The 19,980-nt window shown below is 48.9% G+C and carries 9 protein-coding genes and 1 pseudogene; all 10 read right to left on the bottom strand.

Features of this window, described 5'->3' with window-relative positions:
- Positions 1-78: 78 nt before the first annotated feature.
- Positions 79-2,871, bottom strand: a complete 2,793-nt coding sequence (locus G7035_RS16060) for an alpha-mannosidase (protein WP_019688158.1) — start codon at positions 2,869-2,871, stop codon at positions 79-81.
- A 38-nt stretch (positions 2,872-2,909) separates the two neighbouring features.
- Entirely contained in the window at positions 2,910-6,065 is a 3,156-nt protein-coding gene (locus tag G7035_RS16055) for a beta-galactosidase (RefSeq protein WP_019688159.1), read from the bottom strand.
- Positions 6,062-7,381: a glycoside hydrolase family 125 protein gene (locus tag G7035_RS16050; protein WP_019688160.1), complete on the bottom strand. Its 1,320-nt coding sequence runs from the start codon at positions 7,379-7,381 to the stop codon at positions 6,062-6,064. Before G7035_RS16050 ends, G7035_RS16055 begins: the two co-directional genes overlap by 4 nt.
- A gap of 67 nt (positions 7,382-7,448) precedes the next feature.
- Positions 7,449-10,562, bottom strand: coding sequence for an alpha-mannosidase (locus tag G7035_RS16045; protein ID WP_019688161.1), 3,114 nt, complete (start codon positions 10,560-10,562; stop codon positions 7,449-7,451).
- Positions 10,562-12,865 carry a glycoside hydrolase family 3 N-terminal domain-containing protein gene (locus tag G7035_RS16040; RefSeq protein ID WP_019688162.1) on the bottom strand — a complete coding sequence of 768 codons (2,304 nt, stop codon included), beginning with the start codon at positions 12,863-12,865 and terminating at the stop codon, positions 10,562-10,564. The genes G7035_RS16045 and G7035_RS16040 overlap by 1 nt, the downstream gene beginning before the upstream one ends.
- Positions 12,866-12,886: 21 nt before the next feature.
- The gene (locus G7035_RS16035; RefSeq protein WP_019688163.1) at positions 12,887-13,807 is read right to left on the bottom strand and encodes a carbohydrate ABC transporter permease; all 921 of its coding nucleotides are present in this window, start codon (positions 13,805-13,807) and stop codon (positions 12,887-12,889) included.
- A 23-nt stretch (positions 13,808-13,830) separates the two neighbouring features.
- Positions 13,831-14,760 carry an ABC transporter permease gene (locus tag G7035_RS16030; protein ID WP_017428298.1) on the bottom strand — a complete coding sequence of 310 codons (930 nt, stop codon included), beginning with the start codon at positions 14,758-14,760 and terminating at the stop codon, positions 13,831-13,833.
- A 110-nt stretch (positions 14,761-14,870) separates the two neighbouring features.
- Positions 14,871-16,349, bottom strand: coding sequence for an ABC transporter substrate-binding protein (locus G7035_RS16025; RefSeq protein ID WP_019688164.1), 1,479 nt, complete (start codon positions 16,347-16,349; stop codon positions 14,871-14,873).
- A 185-nt stretch (positions 16,350-16,534) separates the two neighbouring features.
- Positions 16,535-18,058 carry a response regulator transcription factor gene (locus tag G7035_RS16020; protein ID WP_029515151.1) on the bottom strand — a complete coding sequence of 508 codons (1,524 nt, stop codon included), beginning with the start codon at positions 18,056-18,058 and terminating at the stop codon, positions 16,535-16,537.
- A pseudogene (locus G7035_RS16015) lies at positions 18,051-19,894 on the bottom strand (sensor histidine kinase). The gene G7035_RS16020 and the pseudogene G7035_RS16015 overlap by 8 nt, the downstream one beginning before the upstream one ends.
- Between the last annotated feature and the right edge of the window lie 86 nt (positions 19,895-19,980).

Raw genomic sequence — 19,980 nt, 5'->3', positions numbered from 1 at the left:
AGCAAACGATAACAAGCCCCGATGATAAGCTATTCCATCGGGGCTTGTTAATTTGCTATGGCCTTCTTTACTTTATTGTTAGGTCTTCAATTTAAAACCCAGTGTGATAATTTCATGCAGCTTTACAGACTGAAGCAACTCATTAGAAGAATCCACTACGATGTCTTCTCCTGGTTCTTCGAGGATATTACTTTTATAAAAATCGCACTGGTGCGGCCCGGGCTTGATAATTAATTCGGCTATACTATTGCTCATATTGTACCAGCGTAGCAGCACATCCCCCGACAGCTCATTCATTTTCATAGAGGAAAAGGCAAGCTCCGTGCTTTGCCAATCAAACGGCGCATAATCTGAAGCAACTGTACCCGTATGAATCCCCGTTTGTTTTACAATCCAAGGAATTTGGTATTGATAGGCTTCTGTATACGCGCCGGACTGAATACCGTCGCCATCATGTGGAATGATTTCCAGACGAGCGGTGCGCTCACCTGGGCACTGCGCTTCCGGCGTCGGGAACCATCCCCAATCCCCCAGCTCGCCAACTGAGCGAAGCAGCGTTATTGCAATCGTGTTACGACCATCACGCATGATTTCATATTCATTCAACCCGAGATTGGCTACGGTTAGACCCGCCTGTTCCCCGCTTACATCCACAAACGCCTGCTGATGCTGTGTGTTGCTTGGGTTTTCCCACTCAGGTGCAGGTTCATTGTCCCGGATTGCAATTTCAAACATCGAGTCCACCCGATGCTCACCAGAAACTATATCTGTCGGAAACAGAGCACGAAGACGGTGATCCTTGGCCTGGTTGTTAAAGGTGGTTTCCATGGAAACCACTCTGCTGTTCCTAGATAAAGAAATGACGGTCCGTATCGTCAGCGGAACGGTCTGCCAGGAGCGCTGAGCCTTGCGGTACGGATAATAAACCAGTTCTCGCTGCTCCTGCTCCAGCGTTTCATCCGCAGAGGCCGGGATTTCCCAATGATGGATAATCTCGATGGATGCCAGAAAAGGTGTATCTTCAAGCACACGAATGTCAGCGATCAAATCTTTGGTAGTCAGTGCCTGCTCTCCCTCGGGCTGTCTGAACATATACTCGTTGCCGATATCACCCACATTTTCATATACGCCAAGGTCTTTGTAGCTACGGGCTGTACGCTTATCTGTCAGGGTAAAAGAGCCATTATCCGCAATTTCGACGTGAAGCAGATCATTTTCCATACTGCGACTGCCATGAAAAAGGGAAGAGGAGTCCGTCTCGACACTACTTCTCAGCCAAGCATAGGTTTTTAAGCCTAGCAGGGGCACACGTTCAACCTCAAAGGTAAGGCGAACCCGACGAGACATGTAAGGCTGGCGGAATCGGTCATCCGGCAAATCATAACCGAACTGGAGCCCGAGGTCCTCCATCTTGCATGCCACCGGACTCCCTTCACTGTCCACCAGTATACGCCCGGAAAGATCCACTGTTTTCGCTCGATGGGCGGCCTCTTCAAGCGTGTATCCTTCACGGAAGTACAGACGCACCACTTCCAGTTCTGCCGACACTATACCACTGCGCTCCCAGCCTGACGTATTAAAAATCGCGAGTGGCAATGCATCTTCTCCAAAGCGACTGAAGCCCGTCGTATCCACGGCTTGCGCAATGACCTCAATGCTTTCATCCACAATGCTCTCGGCTACATGACGGCTCTTATCGAACCGGGTCACCATCTCACGGTGCACCTCGTCCACACTACAGCCGCAAATACTGTCATGCGGATGGTTCTGCATCAGTGTTTTCCAGGCATAGGTGAACAAATGGTGAGGATAAGCCTGCCCCAGCAGATGCGCGACGGTCGCAAGCGGCTCTGCCACTTTTTCCAGCATCACTTGTCCCAACTGGTTCATTTGTTTCAAATACACCCGAGCAGAAGCCGTATTCACCAGCGTTCCCCAGCCGTCCGTGCGCTGACTGCGAAGCTCTCCCTTCACTGACGAGAGTTGCCTTTGGGAAGTCCGTTTCAGAGAAATCAGATAATCATTGAAATTGGAATGAACAAACTCGATATCCGGATAAAGCTTCTGTGCCGTACGGATTGCTTCCGGTAAATCAAGCTGTAAAGGCTGATGATCGCAACCGTTCATGAACAGCAGCTCGCCAGTTGAAGCATATTTTTGCGCATCATCCAGTTTACGCTTCCAATACATTTTGGCTTCCGCCTCATCTACAGGAACCTCATTGCCGTTGGAATACCAGTTGGCAAATAAAATACCGAGTACCTCCGATCCGTCTGGCCCCGTCCATAACAGTTCCGAAAAGGAGGACTCGTAGCCTCTATCCGACACCGTATTGTTAAACCCTGTCGGCTTTACTCCCCTTCCAAAGAAAACATTCGTAATTCCCGACTGCTGCATGAACTGCGGAGTCTGCCCAACCAGGCCAAACGTATCGGGGAAGTATCCGATCTTGGACGGACTGCCGTAACGTTCGGCATCGCGGTGACCAATCTGCATATTGCGTACATTGGCTTCGCCGCTGGTCAGAAAAGCATCTTGCAAAATGTACCAGGGTCCGATAAAAATACGACCATTGCGAATAAGCTGCTCCAAACGTTCCTTATGCTCGGGCCGAACCTGTAGATAATCCTCCAGAATGATCGTCTGCCCGTCCAGATAAAAGCTTTTATAATCCGGGTCCTGCTCCAGCTTATCCAGCAGAGAATCCATCAGGCTAATCAGGCGCATATGGTGCTTCTCATAAGGCAAATACCACTCCCGATCCCAGTGGGTATGCGAAATAATATGTGCTGTCGTCTTGCTGCCCGTGTATGTGTCTACTTCCCTGCTTATCGCTTGATTGTTGATTGATTCATCCCTTTGCTCGCTCATCGCATATCTCCTCACCGTATGTCTTGACCTGCCATTGTTCACTGTATCACTTCAATCGTCACGTCCTCGGGACGATATACTGCTAGCAACTGACCTTCTCGACCCACAGCAAACAAGATAGAGCGGCTCCTTGGCAACAGAAAAGCGTAGGATAATCCAGTCTCCTTATCCCGAACACGCACTTGGGTATCCCGGGAAAACTCCGATACGAAAATATATAGGCCCCCATTCTTGAAATTCAGCTTACGTCCATATAGCCCCGGCTGATCGCCACCGTCTATCCATTCCAGCTCTCGCTCCACCCCGGCAGCAGCGAAGGCGTAACGATACAATTCGGCAATCGGCTCATCTCTGCCATTCAACTCCAGTGGAAGCGGACTCCAGATCAAGCGCCCCCTGCCAAGCGGCAGATTCACGACTTCATCACCCATCGCTCCATCCGCTTCCGGTGATAGTAGTTCCTCTTTAGCGACCTCAGCAATTCGCCGCTGACCGAATGAGACAGAGTAGGTTTGACCCTCCAGACTCAGTACTTCCTCCCGTTGGACGTTCCCCAGCGTACGCTGACCAATAATGGCATCAACCCGTTCGGTCATTTTCCAGTAAGGATCAAGCCCCAGTGGTCCGGTGACTAGTAGCGTCACACCGAAGACTCGCACCATTTCCAGAAGATGCTCCAACGATGTACTATCGAAATTGTGCGCGCTGGGGATCATAATCAGTTTCGGTAACTGCCGCTTGAGCGAGTCCAGATGATACTCGGAGACGGCACGGAACGGCTGCTTGAGATTATAGGACATCACCCGGGTAAGCCGTGTCGTGGCAGCAAAGGCAAGTGACCGGTTAGAGAAATCATTGGAATACGGGAATACAACAGCCGTTTCCTCCAGCTTCCGGTCTGTAAACAGATCGCGAATATCATTCATAAAACGCCCAAAATCGTAAGATACCTCTGCTTCTGGCTTCTCGGTCCCATCCGCACGTAACGCACCGATGTGCGATTCATTGGCATTATCCATATAAAAGTTCGTATTCCAGATCCAATGAATCGCACCCGCTCCGCCAGTCGAAAAGGCATACGCATACTTGCGCTCCAGCATGTCGCGCAGCTCCTCCTCCGAACGCTTGGCTCGACCATCCGGCGTCTCAACATACATGATTCCGGTTTCCTGCACGAGATTCGGTTTGTCTGGTGTTTTGGCAAAAATACCGTCCCACACCAAATGATCATTCAGCCACCATGAATGCACCGTCGTATAATCCACCACAGCCTCATAAAAAAACGGAGATGGCCGTTGCGCGCCCAGTGCCTCGTCCTGACCTACAGTTACCAAATGTCCGGGACAAAGCTCCCGAATCGTAGTCGCCAATTGCTCGGCCCACAGATTGTGCATTTCCATCGAAAATAGACAGTAATCCAGCCATTTGGCTCCCTTTTTGGCCTGATGCATATCCTGAACGCCGAAGTTGATCTCCTCCGGCTCGGGGATTGTGGCAGAAGCAAAACAGGAAAGCTGCTGTGGCGTCATATTCCAGGCTTCCTGCAAAGCCTCAATGCTGCCATGGCGTTGCTCCAGCCATGTACTAAACGCCGCCTGTTCCCATGAGTCCCTCGCAGAGCGTGGACCGTCTGCGAAAATACGCGACGGATCAAACATCGAAGGCTCGTTAATTAGATCCCAATCCACATGGGTTGTAGCCGTGTGACGACTGACAATACTGCGAATGAATCGCTTTTGTGCTTCCACGCTTTGCGGATCAAGATAAGGGTTAACCCCTTCCCATGTTTCCGGCGTAAAAGAAAAGAACGTGAACGTCACCTGCAAGCCATGCCTTTTGGCTGTCAGCAGAAAAGCATCAATCGCGCGAAGTACCTCTTCCGAGGCGTGCCCGTCTATCTGCATCATGTTGCGATAAGCCGTCCATACCCCTGTACGAATCCAGTTGATGCCCGCTTTGGCCATCTGGGCCATATCCCGATCCCAAATTGCTGCATTGGGCAAAAACAAAAATTTCCGTGCCACATCTGAGGTCATATAGGTCATACCAACAACAGGCAACGGACGCCCGTCTTTTATAAAATAATCCCGACTGCGCATGATGACGTGTCCTTCAGCCAGCAGTTCGGCATCCTGCCCCCAAAAACCCTGTCGCAATATACGCACTTCACCATCCGATGATTCAGCTCGGCAAATGACCCGATATAAACCGCTTAGAATGGAAAAACCAAGGGGAATACGTACAAAGTTCTGTTCTTTGCTAACCTCAATCTGCAAGCGATTGCTCCATACCTGCTGACTGTACTCATCCAATATTTGCTCCACCGTCAGGTCAAAGCTCCATATCTCGTGATTTCTGGGCGTGGCTCCTTCTCGCTGCAAACTCTGGGTTTGAAGTGTCAATATGGCTCGTTCCCCGGACTCATAAGCAGCATAGTTCGGCTTGATAGATAGCTCCGTCATCCCCTTGGCGCAAAAACGTGCCCATTGGGCAAGCAACTGCTCACCATCCTGTTCCCAAAAGGAAGCTCTCAACGGCACATGGATAAACATCCAACGTGCGCCGGCAAACAGACCCCGGGCATGTTCCCACAGCACGACCGGGGCAGCAATATCCCGACCGTCCTTACTTACTCCCTTAAGCAAAGGATAAATTTGCGTATTCATCGGCCCTGCAGAGCCCATCTGGTGTGGCAGATCGCTGCTTTTGGTCGTATGTGGAACGAGATTACACGTATCTGTCACCTCAAACAGCGACTCCTGACCATACAGTACAGGAATATCCTCTGATGCGACCAGGGAAGCTACCTTCGACGCATCCACTCGCAGCACCTCATGAATTTGCAGCTCCTGATGATATGCAGTCTGCTCAGTCTCAATCCACCAATCTCCATGCTCATCAGCAGGATTGCGGACCGGAATCTTAAAGGGTGCTCCCCCGACGTTAAGCAGCCCCCCTCCCCTGTGGAGAAATGCCACGATTTCGGTCCAGGCAGACTTGGGGAAATACGGCGCATGCAGATTGACAAAGCAACCGTTGTCCATATGCTTTAGCGTTTCAGCCAGTTCATCGGCTCCTACGACCACCACCTCTGCAACTCCCTGAAATGCCTCATCTGGCAACAGGCTCCCTATAGCGGGAAAGCCTTGCTCACTAAAAACAACGATGGATGGGCTTACTGTGGATTCATTCATAACAAGCCATCCTTCATGGCCTTATACACAAGCTGGGCAAACAGACTGTTGGACCAGGCGAACCATTTTCTCGTGTAAACTGTAGGATCATCGGCATGAAAGCCCTCGTGCATATAGCCGGTGTCCCCATCTGTCTCTTCCAGCATCTGGATTATCTCCAGCTTTTCTTCTGCGGTCTGGGCCGTCAGCCCTTGCATTGACAGGGACATATGCCAGATGTAACCCGGCAGCGTGTGCGGACTTCCGATCCCTTTAGCCGCCTTGCCTTCAAAGTAAAACGGATTCTCCTGACTTAAAGCGAAGCGTCTCGTATTTTGATAGATAGGATCGTCCGCCGTCGTATAGCCCAAATACGGAATGGACATCAATCCCGGCGTACCCGCGTCATCCATCAGGCAGTAGTTGCCAAATCCGTCCGTTTCATAAGCATATATAGGCCCAAATACCGGATGGCGGTAAATGCCGTACAAGCGGATACCGTGCTCCACCTCAGCCTCCAGCTCCTTCAGCTCGTTCAGAAAGTCCATATCACGGAATACCCACTCCGCAAACTCCTGCATCTGCCGCAAAGCAACCACTGCAAACATATTGCCGGGTATATTGTAGTGAAAATCGCAAGCATCATCACTGGAACGGAAGCCCGACCAAATCATCCCCGTATAATTTACAGGCATACCGAGTCCCTGATTGCGCAAGGAATCTGTGGGAATGCCGTTATTACGCGTAAACCGATACGCAGATTGCTCTTGGTGACGCTGCTCCGTTTTGAACACATCCACTATTTTGCGCAGAGCCGTCTTGAATTTTGAATCAAAAATATCGGTAAGCTCCGTTTCCTTCCAGTACATATAAGCTAGCCGAATGACAAAGCACAGCGAGTCGATTTCAAATTTTCGTTCCCACACCCATGGTGACATCTCCGTCTCATCGGTCGCATTCCAGTGCCAGTCATTCGCTGTCTCATTGAACGCATTCGCATACGGGTCTATGAGGACATAATGAATATGGCGCTTGATCAGCCCCCCAATGATGCGCTGTAAATCAGCATCCTCCCTGGCTAACGGCACATAATGAATGACCTGCTCTACAGAATCCCGCAACCAAAGAGCTGGAATATCCCCTGTAATGAGAAACGTTGTCCCATCATCCATTAGCTTGGTCGTCGTCTCCAGTGAATTTGGAAAACAGTTTTTAAACAGCTTCAGCAGCTTCGGCCTGTGAGCCAGTGCTTGCTCTGCTTCCTTGAGTACGTCCTGAACAGCCTGCGGCAAATCAAGGTCGGGCATTGGTATTTTGGGAAGTCTGAATTGTTCCAATAGCTTTTTCGCTCCTTTATCTGTCGGCAAACACCCGTGCGCTTATAGTCATTCCAATTCTGCATATCTATTGCAAACGTATCGTTTTAATTTCATAAGGTGTAAAAGACAATGTGAGACAGCTGCCTTCCAGCTCAAGCGGCTGCAGGGGTTCCTCTAGCGCATTCGACACGTAGGCTGCTTTGAACGTGTAAGGCCAGGTCAGCTTGATCGTTTCCCGTCCCCCAGAAGATTCATACAAACGAAGAATCGTCCCCAGCCCATCTTCGGCCGACTTGATCGTATCCAGCACAACGTGACGGCTATCAAAGTTAATGAACGATCCACTGCTCGGCAGCACTCCGCTATTGTGCTTTTGCTGCTGCACAACAGGCATATCTTGATTCAGCTCAGCCGCATGACGCAAAGTATGGGCGCTGCGCCAATCTCCAACATGCGGATAAAGCGAATACGTAAAATCGTGCTCGCCCAGATCGGCATCTTTATCCGGCCATTTGGGTGCTCGTAGCAGAGACAGACGGATGGTACTGTCTTGAATGTCGTAGCCATATTTGCAATCATTGAGCAGACTCACGCCATACCCGTGCTCGGAAATATCCGCAAATCGGTGTCCACATACTTCGTACTGCGCCTGCTCCCAGCTCGTATTCCGATGGGTCGGCCGTTCCAAGGCACCGAACGGAATTTCATAAGTCGCCTTGTCCGTAACCACATCTATAGGAAAGCCTACCTTTAGCAGCTTGTGCGCTTCATTCCAGCTCACATGCGTCTTGAAATCAATTCGCCGCTCATGATGATAAAAGATTACATCCTGTGTCATTTCAGATTGATGGATTCGCCATCGGAAGCGCAGCACATCCTTCGTTTTTCCCTGAAGCACTACTTGTTTTTCCAGCAACTCGGCTTCTCCTGCTACCTGTTCCTCATAGCGGTCATCCAAATCCCAGGCATCCCACAGCGTCGGACGGTCATGGAAAAAATAAAAACGGTTTGCCCGTTCCCCTTGCTTCAAAATTTCACGGTTTGCCGCTTTATCCAGCAGGCGAATCATTTCGCCCCGCTCGTTAAATTGCACCTTATAAAATGCCGTCTCCCAGATGTCCCCCAGCGGTCCGGATATCATAGCGATCCCGGGCTTCTCACCTGCTTGAGCCTGTTCTCGCTCCAACCAAATCGTTTTGTAGCCCAGCGCAGGAATATCCGGAATACGCACTGAAATGCCGCCTTCCTCCACATCGGTGTCCAGCCGCTCGGCTTCATCATTAGCGTAGTGATAGGCATACCATCCCTGTGCCGATTCCGTAGCAATATGAATCACAGCATTACGGCTCCAGCCCAGGCTGTTAAACACCAGGTACGGTGTTCCTGTTCTCGATCCTTCCGTGTTCACTTGAGCCGCCAGCGTCGTAATCCCCTGTTGAAGCCCGACATGTCCCCATTCGAAAATTTGCTGATACTCCTTATCCGAAGTGCCGTACACCTCGGTAATCGCCGAGCCAGGGATAATATCGTGGAACTGATTCAACAAAATCAGCTTCCAGCCCTCATGCAATGCCGAACAGATATCCTCCACCTGCTCCGGCTCCAGCTGTGGTAATGCCAGCGTGCTCCACAGTTCTGCCTCGCGGTAGACTCCCTCCGCTTTCCGGTTATTGCGTTTGTTGCGGGCGTGGGTCGTGTAGGTTCCTCGGTGCAACTCAAGGTACAAATCACCATGCCATTTGGGAAACTTCGGATGTGCCTGATCTATGCCTGCGAAAAACTGTCCCGCCGTGCTGAACTGACTCGCAGGCAATCCCACCATTAGCGAAGAACGCTCTATATATTCCAGCATTTCACGCGTAACTCCGCCCCCGCCGTCTCCATGTCCATAGAGCAACATGTGCTCAGGATGAGCCGATTTTTCACGATAGGACTGCCAGTGGTCACGAATGTCCTGTGGCCGTGTATTTTCATTCACGCCATGATTGAGGTAGGACAACATCGAAGTCCCATCGATGCCCACCCAGTGGAACAAATCATAAGGAAACACATTCGTATCATTCCAGCCAAGCTTGGTCGTCATAAAATAGTCTATCTTCCCATGCTTTAAAATCTGCGGCAGGGACGCACAGTAGCCAAACGTATCCGGCAGCCATTCGATATGAGAGGTTTGGCCAAATTCCTGTTGGTAAAAGCGCTGACCATACAGCATTTGGCGGATGAGTGATTCGCCACTGGGCAGGTTCAAATCAGGCTCTACCCACATCCCCCCGACCAGTTCCCACCGTCCTTCACCGACTCTCGCTTTGACTCGTTCATACAGCTCTGGATCATTTTCCTTTACAAAAGAGAACAGCAGCGGCTGGCTCTGTGCATATTGATAGGCCGGGTATTCATCCATCAGCGCATCCACCGTTGAGAAGGTTCGGCTTGTTTTCCGTACGGTCTCGCGCATCGGCCACAGCCAAGCAATGTCGATGTGCGACTGTCCTACCATGTGTTCCAAAGCTTGCGCATTTCCGCCGATCTCCTGAACCTGACGAATCAGCTCCTTTTCTGTGGCTGAGATCGCTCCTCCTGCTCGAATGGCGTCTTCCTCCAAATTCGCAAAGCAATCCATCACCTCATACAGGGCTTTCAGCAAGCGTATGCTACGGATGTCGCCCTCAGGCAGCAGTAGAGCAGCTTCGCTAACAACGGTAACGGTATACATCAGGCTTTGCACAGGCTTATTGGGCCGTACAAGATAGCTTGTAATAGAAGAAATCGGAGGTTGAATGACAGCCTGCCGATTGAGCGGATCTACGGGCTCAGGTACCGGATCAAACAGCTCAATCTCCAGCTCAGGGGAAGACCCGATGAGCTCTGGATTTAGCGTGACATAGGTATGATTGCGATCAAGCCCGTGATAGGAAGCACCATTGACTCGCAGCAAACCTTCTCCCCCGGACTCAAACACCAATCCAAAAGGCTCTCTCAACCACGCTGTTGGTACATTCAGCCGCATTCGAAAAAAATAAGTCGTCCCCTGACTGCTGGGGAATCGCTTGAGGTCCAGTCCTTCCGTTAAAGGCTCGGCGCCTTCGTATTGACCTGGTGCCAGGTAAGTGGAGCGTGTAATGTTCCAGCTCCGCAAATCCAGCTTCTCCAGCCATTGGCATTCCGACAATTCCCGAATCAGGCGTTTGATACGCTCCATTATTCATCCTCCCGTACGATCAGCTCGGCACACAGGGTATCTTTGGAGTGCCTGCCTACTTGAATAGAAAATCGCCCAGTCTCAACGATTGGCTGTAGATCATGCCCTATATATTGCAGCTTGTCGGAGCCTACTACAAACACCACCGTCCGTGTTTCTCCCGGCTGTAATACAAGCTTGCAAAAGCCCTTAAGTTCCCTGATTGGACGGGTCACCGAACTCACCGTGTCCGAGATATATAACTGAACTACTTCAGCCCCTTCCCGGTCGCCCGTGTTGGTTACATCGACTGTAACCGTAACGGATTCGCCCGCTCGGATCGAATTAGCGCTTAGTGTAAGCCTTTCATAGCTAAACGTCGTGTAGCTAAGACCATAGCCAAACGGATAGCGCGGCTCGGCATCGTCTTCCAGATACCGCTTGCCCCGGGAACGCTTGCCGTTGTAATATACCGGCAACTGCCCCACATGTTTAGGGATGGAAAGAGTCAAACGTCCCGAAGGGTTCACATCCCCAAATAAAATATCTGCGATTGCATGCCCTCCCTCCTGACCGGGATACCATGCTTCCACAATGGCATGTGCGTGCTCCTCCACCCATGGCTCAGCAATCGGTCGCCCGTTCATATAAACGACGACATGCTCTTTCCCCAGCCTGTAGACTTCCTGCATGAGTTGAAGCTGTACGCCCGCAAGCCCCAACGTCATCCGATCGATGCCTTCGCCGCATTCCATGTCGTTCCAATCGTGATCCGATACCTTCGATGCGCCGGTTTTCAGATCAATCGTCCCTTCCCCGAAATCGCGGGCGCTGGACCCTCCAACCACCATCACCACGGTATCGGCCTCAGCCGCACATGCCAGTGCATTATCAAAGCCTTCCCGGGATTCTCCCTTGATCCGGCAGCCAGGTGCATACAGAACACCTGAATGATCCTTGCCCAGCTTGCCACGGATACCATCAAGTACAGTTACCACACGGGTTCTCTGCTGCGGTGACGTATAATCGCCCAGTTGGTTGTAGATCTGATCTGCATTCGGGCCGATGACCGCAATACGCTTGGAGGTTTTCGGCAGGGGAAGCGTGCTATTGACGTTTTTAAGTAGCACGATCCCTTCGGTCGCAAGCTGTCTAGCCAATCGAATATGCTCCGCCTGACCAATTACCTGCTCCGCTCGTTCTGCATTCACATACGGTTTGTCAAACAGACCGAGCCTGAATTTTAACGTGAGCACCCTGCGAACCGCCCGATCCAGCACGCCCGTCTCCAACTTGCCAGCATGAACCGCCTCGACCAGATGACTGCCGAACATTTCCCCGGACATTTCCATATCAATTCCTGCGCGAATCGCCTGCACAGCGGCATCCGATCCATCCTCGGCCACATCATGTCCGCTCGCTAACATTTCAATTGCGCCACAATCTGTAATGATCAGACCGTCAAATCCCCACGCCTGACGAAGAATATCATCCAATAGCTCAGTATTCACTGTACACGGGACCCCGTCGATTTCGTTATAGGCTGGCATAACAGATTGGGCCCCTGCTTCTACCGCTTTTTGGAATGGATACAGATCGACCTCCAAAAGCTCGCGCCTGCCCATATGCACAGGTCCGGCATTACGTCCGCCTTCCGAGCTGCCATAGCCTGCAAAATGCTTTAGTGTGGCAGCTACGCTATGTTCGCTGAATAAGCTTTCCCCCTGAAGCCCCTCCACTGCGGCAACAGCAAATTCGCCGATGAGATAAGGGTCTTCGCCAAAGCATTCCTCCGTGCGTCCCCAGCGCGGATCACGCACAACATCAAGCACGGGCGAATACGTGACAGCCCCGCCCTGAGCGCGGCTTTCACTCGCAACCGCACGGCACATATCGCGGTACAAATCAACATTCCATGTGCTGCCTATGGACAGCGGAACCGGAAAAACAGTGCCGTCAATCGCCATATGCCCATGAGAGCATTCCTCACCGATCAGTATCGGGATACCCAGTCGGGAATGCTCTATCGCATAACGTTGGATCAAGTTCACGGCCTCCGCCCCTTCTTTGGCAGATAAGCCATTCTCCAAGGTCACTCCGGTCCACGGATCAGCGCGAAGTACCCCGTATAAGGAGCCGACTCCTCCATTTTGTACCTGCTGCTTGAAATCATGATGTAGGGACAATTCTCCGTCTGTGTGCTCATACACTTGCCAGCCAAAGGGCTGCACAAGCTGTCCTACCTTTTCCTCTATTGTCATCAAACCGATTAAGTGCTCTACCCGTTCTTCGATCGGTTTGCTTTGGTCTTTATAAATCAACATGTTCATGTCTCTCCTTCCCTGTTATTCCTTCACAGCCCCAACCGTAAGTCCCTGCACAAAGTAACGCTGAAAAAAAGGATAGGCGAATATAATAGGCAGCGTCGCCAGCACCACCATCGCCATCCGCGAGGTATCCTGCGGAATGGATTGAAGTGCAGCCAGACTCATAGAGCTGTTTTGCGAATTTTGCTGGATGAACTGAATGCTGGATTCAATCCGCATCAACATAGACTGAAGCGGCACCAGATTGGGATTGTCAATATACAACAGGGCATTAAACCAGTCATTCCAGTAACCAAGCGTGCTGAATAAGCCAATGGTGGCAAGTCCAGGCAGAGAGAGTGGAAGCACGATTTTTAAAAAGGTGTAAAACTCGCCTGCCCCATCTATTTTGGCTGATTCGACAATGGCATCAGGCACACTGGTGCTATAAAATGTGCGCAGGATCATAATATAAAAGGCATTCATGGCAAGCGGCAAAATCAAAGCCCAAATCGTATCCTTAAGCCCGAGCAATTGGGAAACGACCATATAGGTCGGGATCATTCCACCATTAAAGAGCATGGTTAAAATCGCAAAAATGGAAAAGAATCTCCGGTAACGAAAGCTCTTTCGTGAAATGGCGTACGCATATAACGAAATAAGAATGAGACTGATCACCGTACCGATGACCGTTACAGCAATCGTCACCTCATAGGAGCGCAGTAGCGTATCACTGGTACGAAATATGAAGCGGTAGGCTTCCAGACTCCATTGAGCCGGGAGCAAACGATATCCGTCCCGCGCCAGCGTTTTCTCATCGGTTAGGGAAATAATGACGACAAACAAAAACGGAAACACACATAGGAACGCGAACATCCCTGCTATCCCATTCAGAACAACATTCCAGCCCCGTGAAATATGATGGAAATCTCGTTTTTTTCTTTTTTTTCCAGCAGCCATAGTCCACACCCCTCTCCTCTTTTTTAGAACAAAGCGCTGTCTTTATCTATTTTTCGCACAACATAATTGGATAGGATGACGAGAACGAAGCCAACCACCGACTGATACAAACCTGCCGCCGTGCTCATCCCGATTTCGCCTGTCGTTTTCAAACCGCGATATACATAAGTGTCGATGACGTTCGTTACTGAGTATAAGGTGCCCGAATCCCTCGGAACCTGATAGAACAAACCAAAATCCGCATAAAAAATCCGTCCGACTGCAAGCAGCGTCATAATGATAATGATCGGCGAGAGCAAAGGGATCGTCACATTACGAATTTGCTGCCACTTGCTGGCTCCATCTATCATGGCTGCTTCATACAAGGATTTGTCGATACCCAAAATCGAAGCCAGATATACGACACTGTTATAGCCGATTGCCTTCCATAGACTGACTAGAATCAAGATATACGGCCAATATGCAGCCTCTGAATACCACTGAATGGGCTCTATGCCAAACCCTGCGATAATTTGATTCAGCATCCCCCGATCCATGCTCAGAAAGCTGAAGGCAAAGTAGCCCACGATGACCCACGATAGAAAATATGGGAGAAACATGCCTGTCTGGTACAGCTTCGCCAACCGTTTATTAATCAGCTCGGAGAGCAGAATAGCCATAGCGACTGAAAACACAAGTCCAAGAATAATAAAGACCAGATTATACAAAAGGGTATTTCGTGTGATGACATAGGCATCATTGTTATTGAACAGAAACTTGAAGTTATCCCAGCCCACCCATTTGCTCGTATAAATACTGGCCCAGAATCCTTCCCTGTTAAAACGATATTGCTTGAAGGCAGCCACAGTACCAACCAACGGCAGATATGAAAAGAAAAAGAACCAGATAGCGCCAGGCAGCACCATGAACAGCATAACTTTGTTTCGAATCACATTTCTGAAAAATGCGGCCATAGGTATCCCCTCCCAATCTGTAATGAGAAAATCAGCTAAAATAGCTATTGGAAAAAGACCGGGCGTAACTTACACCCGCCCGATCTGCTTCTATTTCACAACCTAAAGGATTATTTGCTGTTTTGTGCCTTCCAGGCATCAAGCTGGGATTGCGCTTCCGCCATCACCTTATCCAGCCCAGCCTGCTTGAATTTCTCAATTACTTTCGGGAGATTCGTTTCCGGTTCCAGCGTGCCTGTCATCAGCGAAGCCCAAAATTGCTCTTTGACGTTCTGCACCGCTGCCATCTCCGTGGATACTTTACTGCTGTCAAAGTTGAAGCTCAGGATAGGAGAGTTTTTTCCTTCCGAGTTGAACTTCTTGAATTGCTCCCATTTGTCAGCAGGATCATTCGGATTCAGATACAGCAGCATATTGTTACCGAGTGAATACGAAGGCATATCATAGTTTTTGGAATCAGCCAGATTTTCGATATATTGGCCATCTGTTTTTTTGTAATGCACTCCTTCAATACCAGAGTCAACCATATTACGTAATACTGGATCTGTATTCAGCAGGTTCAGGAACTGCATCGCCTTTTCAGGGTTTGCCGAGTTAGCCGAAATTGCCATAATGGAGCCCTGAACAGACGTATTGGTCACAATTGGATCACTGGCAGGTGTCGATATCACCGGATAGCCGTAGCTGGCAGACCATAGATTATCGGCTAGTGGTTGAGTTTGCGCACGATCCAGAAACCAGTTTCCGGACGTAGTTAAATCATTAGTCGAGCCTGTAGTTGCAGCTTCCGGTGATACATATCCGGCCTTGTAAAACTTATGCATCGTCGTCAGCGCCTGCTTCATTTCAGGTGTTTCCAAGATGTTTACGATTTTATAGTCCGTAGTATCCAGTTTGACAGCCATCGGCAGGTTTTGAATGATATAGTCATATGGAACATAGGGAACATAGTTTTTGTCCATACCGAATGCCGTTACGCCGGGCTCGTTTTCTTTAATCGTTTTGAGCAGTGGCTCCAGGCTATCCAGCGAGCGGACATTGGAAAGGTCCAGCTTGTATTGGGTTAGCAATTTTTTATTGAACCGCCATACCTCTTGCTGTGGAAGCTCCTTGTTGGCAGGAATGCCATAATGATGACCATCCACCTTGGAGCCTTCCAGAAACGCAGGATCAATCGTCTTTTTAATATCCTGACCGTACTTGTCAAGCAAGTCGTCCAGCTCCATGAATGCGCCCTTTCTGGCATTTTGTACATAATCAAAACCACCGGAAGCCGTAAATACAATATCCATGGGCTCTCCCGAAGCCACATTCACCTGCATTTTTTGCGGGTAGTCGCCCCAATCGACCATTTTCATTTTGATCGTGGCGTTGATTTTCTTTTGGGTGTACTTGCTAACCTCTTCCATCACCCGATCTACATCTTTTTGAGGTGTACCAATGGTATACCAGATCAGCTCTACCGGCTTTTCCGCTCCCTCATTCGTCGTTTCCCCGCCACCGCTGCTTCCTCCACATGCACTGAGAATGAGCGTCAAAACCATACACATTACTAGAACAAACGAGTAGCTTCTTTTGCTTTTACCCATGTATGATCCTCCCTTATGAAATGGAATCTGACCCTGTCGTTTCATTCATTTCTGTTTCAGGATTTTTGCGAAATCCTCATTGATGAAGCAACTACGTTAACCTTAACTAATGTAAGCACTTTCATAAAGAAGATAAACTTAATAAACCAAGGTACAAATTAAAGAAATCCATGTACACCTGGTATTTATCCCAATCCTTTATAATCTGTCGGGGAAATGCCCACATATTTTCTGAACTGCTTATAAAAATATCCCGTCTCCCAATACCCTACGTTCCGCGCAATTTCGTTTACCTTGAGATTTGTGCTTTTAAGCTGCTCCTTGGCTTTTTTAATTCGGTATTGATTGATATATTCAGCAAAGGTTTCGCCCGTTTCCTTATGAAACAACTGACCGAGATAAACGGGGTGAAGGTGGTACTGGTAACCTAATATTTTTAATGATAACTCCTTGGCATAATGAACATGGATATAGGACAGCACCTGGCTTACAATAGGGTTCTTCATATCTTGCAGTAGTGAATTCACCGTCTCTGTCGCCACATGCTGAAGCGCGCTCACCAGCTCTGCCCATGTCGTACAGCATTTTATCTGGTGCAACCCCTGCTGAAACCGCTCCGACTCATTGGAATGCTTGATGCTCTCCAGTTCCATCTTGAACCGGATCACCAGTTCCAGCGCCATATTCCGCAATTCATCCGGGGTAACCCTTTCAAGATGCTGGATTTGCTCAAAATCACTCTGAATCCGTGCGGTAAGCGCATCTAGGTCTCTTGCTATAATCAGCTTCGCATAATCCTTCCATTCGATGGAACAAGTTTCGCCAGCATTTCCCCCACCCTCCTCTAGCAACGTATAGTCAATGATCCGGCGGTCATCATATAGCACAAAATATTCCAGTGACCTTTTAGCTTCATTATAGCTGCGTGGAGCAGCAACAAGCGAGCCGGCGCTGCCTATCCCGATATAAACTGTTTCTTCCCCGTCCGTTGACCACTGAACAGAAAAATCCTCCAACAGCATAATCAAGTCCTGTCTGCCCTCATCATAATTCGGCAGTGCGGCAATGATTACACTATCCGCATCAACATCGAGAAACAATGTTAAATCGGGCTGATGCTGAATGTACTGCCTTAACTGTTGATGCATTCCTACCGAATCCCCCTCCGTCCGTAACACGGCTACCGCCATGAAGGGGATATTTAACGAAAAACCTATCAATTCAGCACGTTCCTGAAATTCTGTAGGCGCAATCTGTCCTGTCAGCCAACGATACAACGTATTTTCCTTAAGCACCTGCACCCCGAACGTCTCATATCGTTGATCCATCCAGAACCTATCCAGCTTCTCCGTTGTATTGCATAAAGTGGATTCCAGTTCTTCCACATTAATCGGCTTCAAAAGATAATTTTCGATGCCCAGCTTCATGCCTTCCTTCAAGTAATCAAATTCATTAAATCCGCTCAAAATAATCACCTTCAAGTCAGCATGCAGCTTTCTCGCCTCACAAATCAGCCTGAGACCATTCATCGTTGGCATGGAAATGTCCGTAATCAGTACGTCCACGGGTCTGGACGCCAGCGCTTCCAGCGCCAAAGAGCCATTTTCCGCATGTCCGACAATTTCTAGCCCAAAAGAGGGCCAATCCACAATATCGTATAATCCCTCAATGATAAAAGGCTCATCGTCTACAATAAATACTTTATACATATACGGCATCCATCCCTTCCCTGTTGGGGCATCGTACCCGAATCGTCGTTCCCTCACCGCTGCCGCTCTCCAGTTCAATCCCGTAATCGGCTCCGTGTAGAAACCGAAGTCGGGTGTGCACACTGCGTAGTCCAAACATTTGTCCGTTTTCCTCCTGGCGTTCCAGTTCCTCCAAAATCTCTTTCAAACGCTCTCCTTCAATGCCTTTCCCATTGTCACGGATCTCAACCAGCAGAGCCTCCCCCGTTTCCCGAACCTCAATGGTCAACACATTATCATTCCTGTCGCTTTGGATACCATGCACAATATAATTCTCAATGATGGGTTGAAGCATCAGCTTCATGACAGAGCGGGTATACAACTCGGGGTCGACCGTAATCGTGTAATTGAACCTTTCCTTGTAGCGTATTCTGAACAACTCAAGATATAATCTGCAAGCCTCCAATTCATCTTTAAGCGTGTATATTTTTTTCTGCTGAACCAGGCTTTTGAACAACACTGATAAGCTATAGATCATTTCTCCTACATCCTTGGCTCCCTGGGAAATGGCCCTCATACGTATCACTTCAAGCGTGTTATACAAAAAATGTGGATGAATACGTGCCTGCAAGGCCACAAGTTCCGTTTGCTTTTGTTTGATCTCTGCTTTATACACCCGTTCAATATATAGATTAAGTTCGTCCAGCATATCGTTGAAGCTTCGAGAGATTTGTCCCAACTCGTCCTCTCGGAGGTCCTGAATGCGAGCTGTGAGGTCACCATTTTTTACTTGACGAGTGAATTTAATAATCCGATTCGTTCGTTTAGCAAAGTTAATGACGAAGAATGCAGGGAACAACACAGCAAACAGAATACAGATGACACTGATGGTCAAAATCGTATTACGAATGCCCCGGTACGATTGAGCCATTTCCTCATGGGGGACTGCCCCAATCACGACATATCCTTCGTCCGGAGAAATCAGCTTGTTAATATACATATTTTTCTTCGTCTGAATGATCCCGGCATCGGAATCCACATCGTCATATAATGATCGGGTCACTTCGACATAAGGGTACGTTTTTCCGTAATAGTTATTCCTTGAATCGAACAGAACGGTTCCATTGCTGGACAGAACGATAATTTCTCCCTTCAGGTTGTTCCCGTAGCTGGCAAGTGCATTGGAGATACTTTTGGAATTTAGAAATACTAAAAGCTGACCGGTATTTTTGAGTGTTTGCTTATTGTTAATGGGGACTTGTAACGAATATAACGAGGGCTCCACTGATCGACCGCCTTCCGAATCCAGTAATTCGGAGTAGAGACGCTTTTGCTTTCTGCAGCCATCACATCCGGTACAAAGGAACGCGCCGCATGCACCGGGAATTGCTTGAATTGCTTGTTCTCATTGAAAGTAGACAGATATTGCTGGTCGGCACTGTACAAAATCAAATTGCTGATATCGCTATTTTCATCCAACCAATTTTTAAAATAGGTGAGTACATCTGTTGAGTAATCATGACTCTCCATGTACATTTCGTCCATGCGGTGCTGTACATATTCGGAATACGCGTGGTCCATAAAAAAGGAAACATTCATTGAGAGAACCTCATTCCGGTACATATCTCGCACCATGTTCTGGACGGATTCATGCCGGAGATGGATATAACGGTCAACACTTTCCATAGCTACTTTCTGGGTATCCAGTTCCCGCCGAACAATAGATTGCGAAATGGAAACATACGTGACATATGCAATTGTAATGATGGACAAAATCGCAATACAGGAGAACAACACTAGTATCCTCAGGAACATGTTGTTTTTAAAATAAGCAGTGTATCTAGTACCCCTTTTCATGGTATAAGCCCTCCAGAATCGTGATGCGTAAATAAAGTATACCATGTCCTTCGCAGGAGATAAGTAAGCGCATTCATGAAAAACGC

Origin of the sequence: Paenibacillus polymyxa (genome assembly GCF_015710975.1) — a bacterium.
GTDB classification, from domain to species: Bacteria; Bacillota; Bacilli; order Paenibacillales; family Paenibacillaceae; genus Paenibacillus; species Paenibacillus polymyxa.
This window is presented reverse-complemented; position numbering and strand designations above follow the sequence as displayed.